The sequence below is a fragment of the Sulfitobacter sp. EhC04 genome, from assembly GCF_001650875.1.
In the GTDB taxonomy this organism is placed as follows: Bacteria; Pseudomonadota; Alphaproteobacteria; order Rhodobacterales; family Rhodobacteraceae; genus Sulfitobacter.
In genome coordinates this window covers 1-4,670 of sequence record NZ_LXYI01000082.1, presented here as the reverse complement: position 1 = coordinate 4,670, position 4,670 = coordinate 1, and the positions used below count along the sequence as shown (strand labels likewise).

At 64.5% G+C, this 4,670-nt stretch carries 3 protein-coding genes; all 3 read right to left on the bottom strand.

The features are described from left to right. Positions 1 to 26 precede the first annotated feature (26 nt). A complete protein-coding gene (locus A8B82_RS24285; RefSeq protein ID WP_161489496.1) occupies positions 27 to 179 on the bottom strand; it encodes a DUF6915 family protein in 153 nt (50 codons plus the stop codon). Between the two features lies 1 nt (position 180). Further along, positions 181 to 567, bottom strand: a complete 387-nt coding sequence (locus tag A8B82_RS21505; RefSeq protein WP_050525655.1) for a DUF6878 family protein — start codon at positions 565 to 567, stop codon at positions 181 to 183. A 122-nt stretch (positions 568 to 689) separates the two neighbouring features. Next, on the bottom strand, positions 690 to 4,595 hold the full coding sequence (locus A8B82_RS21500; protein WP_235604769.1) for a strawberry notch-like NTP hydrolase domain-containing protein: 3,906 nt from the start codon (positions 4,593 to 4,595) through the stop codon (positions 690 to 692). Positions 4,596 to 4,670 lie beyond the last annotated feature (75 nt).

The following is a 4,670-nucleotide window of genomic DNA, read 5'->3' as shown; positions in this document are numbered from 1 at the left end:
CACAGAAATAAGACGATTCCATAGAGTCAGGATAAGGCATGGTGACGCAAGGCCCGGTGCGTGAAGAGCGCGAGGTGCTCTTTCGAAGCATCGAACCAGTCGTGTACAGCCTGATAATCGGACGGCGCCCCGCCGAATTTCCGAGCGGAGCTTTCGGCATGATGAAGCGGATGGGCCATCTCAAAGCCCCTCGTCATAGCTGTGCGAGCATTCGACATAGCGGTCCGCGTGATCGAGGATGATGCTGTCTAGTGCTATGTCCCAGGTCAGCGTGCCGTAGCCGCCCTCGTTGTTTTCGAACCCCGGATGATGGTGATAGGCAAGCGACCAGGCGAAATCGCCCACCTCAGTGGCAAGCGCCTCCGGCAGTTGGACCTCCGCAGGCTGCACCGTCACATCCTCGACATTGCCGGAATCGCCATAGCCTTCGTATTCGGCGGTGACCTCGCGGATGCCAAGCGCACGTAGTTGCGCGATCAGCTCCGCTCGGGATGCCTTCAAGGTGGTTTCGCGCTCTGCGCGCCACTGAGCCGCCAGCGCGGCATAGTCCATTTGGGGATTGGTCATGGGTCTGTCCTCCTTTCTGTAGTTGGGGGGGCCGGGCGTGGCATTGGTCTGCGCGCGCCCGGAAAGCGCAGACCGGGCAAACCCCGATCGGCGACGCCCGGCCCAAAGCCCTCTTTGACTTTTCAGGCGGCTTGTTCTGCCGCCTTGGTGGTTCCCTGCCCAACGATCCGGGCCAGAATGGTCCCCGTGTCGATCCCGTCCCCATGCGGTAGGAACACCCGTAGCTGGAATGCGATGATCTCAGTGAAACACCCCATGGCCTTGAGGCCTTCGATCATGCCCTTGTCCGCGCCGCCAAGCTCGAGGCGCAACTCGCCTGCGACGCGGCGACGGGTCAGGGTGAGACCCCGGCCCAGATCGACAGGTACGGTGGTGCCGAGGGCGGCGGTCAGCATCTCCTGCGGCGTTTGCGGATTGGAGACGAGGAAGCGGGCGCGCAGCGCGGCCGCCCCTTCTTCGCTCAGCGTGCGCCCGATCATGGCGGTCGCCCCGTCCGGCGTGACGCGGTAGATACGCTCATTGGTGGTCGGAATGTTCTTCCAGATCGGCAGCAGCAGCCCGGTCAGCAGGTAGAGCTTGGTCGTGGTGGTTTTTGGCAGGGACGCAGCCTCGGCATCCCAAAGCCCTGCAAACTCAGGCTTGCCGATGTCTTCCCAGGCAGAGGACGCGAACCGCGTCTCCTCGAGGTAGCTGAACCCGTTGGGCCGCACGGCCTTGCGCATCAGTGTGACGATATCCTCGTCATACATCTGCATGGGCCGCGCCGAGATCAGCGCCGCGCGGCCGGAAGCGCGGTTGACCATGGGCAGCTTGTCGGGATTGCGCGACAGCGCGTCATCCGCCGACAGCACGTGCACCGGGTCCGTCACCTCAAGTCCGATGATCCGCGTGACCGCACCGGATTTCGGGCAGGTCCAGAGATCCTCGGTGGAAACCTGTTCGATCTTTTCGCCACGCAGGGTTTCCACGCCGAGATCGAGCGTACCCGCTGCGCGCGCCCGTTCGGTCTGATCGGCAATCCGGCGCATGAACTCGGCAAAGAGCGCGTTCTGCATGTGGATGGGCAGCGCCAGAACTCGGTTGAGAAACCGCTGGATCGGCGGCAGCTCTTCGAGCAGCACCCCGTCCTTGTCGATCAGCCGCAGGGCCGTCCAGTCGGTTAAGCTCTCGTAGCTCATCGCCTCGGCGCGCCCGGCGGCAAGATCGGCATAGTAGCCACGCAATGCCGCGCGCGCGATCGGGCTTTCGAGATTGTCCTCCTCGCGGAACATGCCTTGCGAGCCGGTCTCGCGCTGACCCTTGGTCAGGGCTCCCAGCTGGTCGAGGCGCTTGGCTATAGTCGAGGTGAAGCGTTTCTCGCCATGCACATCCGAGGTGCAGACCCGGAAGAAGGGCGCGCTGACCTGGGCCGAGCGATGCGTGCGGCCGAGCCCCTGGATGGCCGCGTCGGCGCGCCAGCCGGGCTCCAACAGGTAGTGCCGCCGCCGTTTCTGGTTCTTCGCCGTTTGCGCCGCGTGATAGGACCGGCCCGTGCCGCCTGCATCGGAGAAGATCAGGATATCCTTCTCACCGTCCATGAAGGCTTGGGTTTCGGAGGAATTGCTGCTGGCGGCGCGCTTCTCGATGAAGAGATGGCCGTCCTCGGCCTTGAGGGGCCGGATAGATCGGCCTGTGACTTCTGCCACGGCCTCATCGCCAAAGGCCCAGAGGATCTGATCGAGCGCCGAGGGGATCGGCGCCAGCGTCATCAGCTCCATCATCGCGGCGTCGCGCAAGGCGAGCGCCTCGCGTGAGACGACCAAGGCGCCGTTCGCATCCCGAAGCGGCTCGGCCACCATGTTCCCGTCGATCTCGACAAGCTTCTGGGCATGGATCGGGAAGGCCTGCTCGAGGTAACTGAGAACGTAGTCGCGAGGTGTCAAGGCACCCTCCGCCAGTTCGTCCTCCGGGTCCATCGCCTCGAGCCGGCGCTTCAGCAGGCTCTCTCCCGTCGAGACCACCTGGATGACGCAGGCAAATCCTTCCGCCAGGTCCTCATTGATAGCGCGGATAATGGTCGGGGCTTTCATGCCCATCAGGAGATGGTTGAAGAAGCGCTGCTTCGTGCTCTCGAAGCGGGACTTGGCCGAGGCGCGAGCAGCCGAGGCATTGGTCTCTCCCGAGGCGTCGTTGACGCCGGTCGCGGTCAGTGCAGCCTCGAGATTGTGGTGGATCGTCCGAAACGCGCCGGCATAGGCGTCGTAGATCTCGATCTGGGCAGGGGTGAGCGCGTGTTCGAGCACGTCATACTCCACGCCGTCGAAGCTGAGGGCGCGGGCCGTGTAGAGGCCGAGCGTCTTGAGATCACGCGCGACCACCTCCATGGCAGCCACGCCGCCGGCTTCCATCGCCGAGACGAAGCTCTCGCGGCTTGGAAATGGGTATTCGGGGCCTTGTCCCCAGAGACCGAGACGCGCGGCATAGGCGAGGTTGTGCACGCTCGTGGCGCCCGTGGCTGAGATGTAGAAGACGCGAGCGCGGGGTGCTGCCAGTTGCAGCCGTAGGCCAGCAAGGCCCTGCTGGGAGGGTTTGACCCCCCTGCCCTGCTCAGACCCTGCCGCGTTCTGCATGGCATGGGCCTCATCAAAAGCGAGGACGCCTTCGAAGTCTTCACCCATCCAATCGAGAACCTGGCTCAGTCGCGTGGTGCCGCATTTGCCCGCGGACCGCAGCGTGGCGTAGGTGACGAAGAGGATTCCGTCGCCCATCGGGACGGGCTGATCCGGTTTCCATTTGGAGAGCGGCTGGATGTCGGCTGGCGAGCCGCCAAGATCAGTCCAGTCGCGGATTGCGTCCTCGATAAGCGTGGCGGATTTGGAAACCCAGATCGCCTTCCTGCGCCCCGCCAGCCAGTTCAAAAGGATCAGCCCCGCGCATTCGCGGCCCTTGCCGCAACCGGTGCCGTCGCCGAGGAAATAGCCAAGGCGATAGGCACGTGCATCCGGGTCATCATCGGCGCGCGTCAGCTTGGTCTGGTCGTCATCGATGGTAAACCGACCGGGCAAGTCGCGCCCATAGGCGTCATGCGCCATGATGATGGTTTCCAGCTGCGCCTCGGAGAGATGTCCCTCCTCGATCAACCGGGCGGGCAGGCGCAAGTCATCACTGCCCGTGTTTGAGGGCATGGGCGGGGCAACCGAGGCCATGGCGATGCTCTCGACGAGCGGCGTGGGATGTTCTTGCGCACCCGCGATCTCGATCCGCTGCGGACGGTAGCGCGCATAAATGTCCGAGATGGGCGTGTTGTCGCGAGGGGTCTCAAAGCTTGTAAAGCTGAGCGGACGGACGGCATTGGCCCGGGGTTTGGAGGCGGCAACAGGCGAAGCGACGGTCTTGCGCGGGGCAGATGATGGAACGGTCGGCCGAGCATGAGGGATCGCTTCAACCCGTTGGGCCGGGCGCATCTCGGGCCGGGTTGCGGCCACGGCATCGACAAAAGGAAGCGCTTCGTCCAGATCCCGCACAGGGACGCGGATCATCTCGCCGTCCTCCTGCACCTTGTCGAAGACCATCAGCTGGGTTTCGACAGATGTGCCGAGCTTGCGGTAGACCTGCCCCGGCATCGTCAACGCCAAGCGCGGCGTCAGGAGACCGCAGGCGCGTGACCAATGCGCGGCATCGCGTTCGGGCGTGAATCCCGGCGGCATGATCGCCACCAGCCGCCCACCGGGCGCGAGACGCTTGGCAGCCGCGACGAGATGTTTGGCGGCGATGTGCTTGTCTCGGGAGCGATCGACCGATGAGGCGAAGGGCGGGTTCATCACCACGACGTCGGGTAGAAGCGGCGACTGCAGCAGATCGTCGATATGCTCGCCGTCATGGCCCGTCACCTCGCCGCCGAAAACCGCGCGCAGGAGGCGCTGGCGAAAGGGGTCGATCTCGTTGAGCGAAAGCGTGGCACCAGCCCGGGCGGCGAAAGCGGCCAGTGCACCGGTGCCAGCCGAGGGCTCCAGAACGGTCTCGCCCTTGCGGATCGCCGCGGCCCGCAAGACCAGCGCCGCAAATGGCAGCGGCGTGGAAAACTCCGATGACCATTCGTCAAGAGGATAAGCACGGCTTTCCCG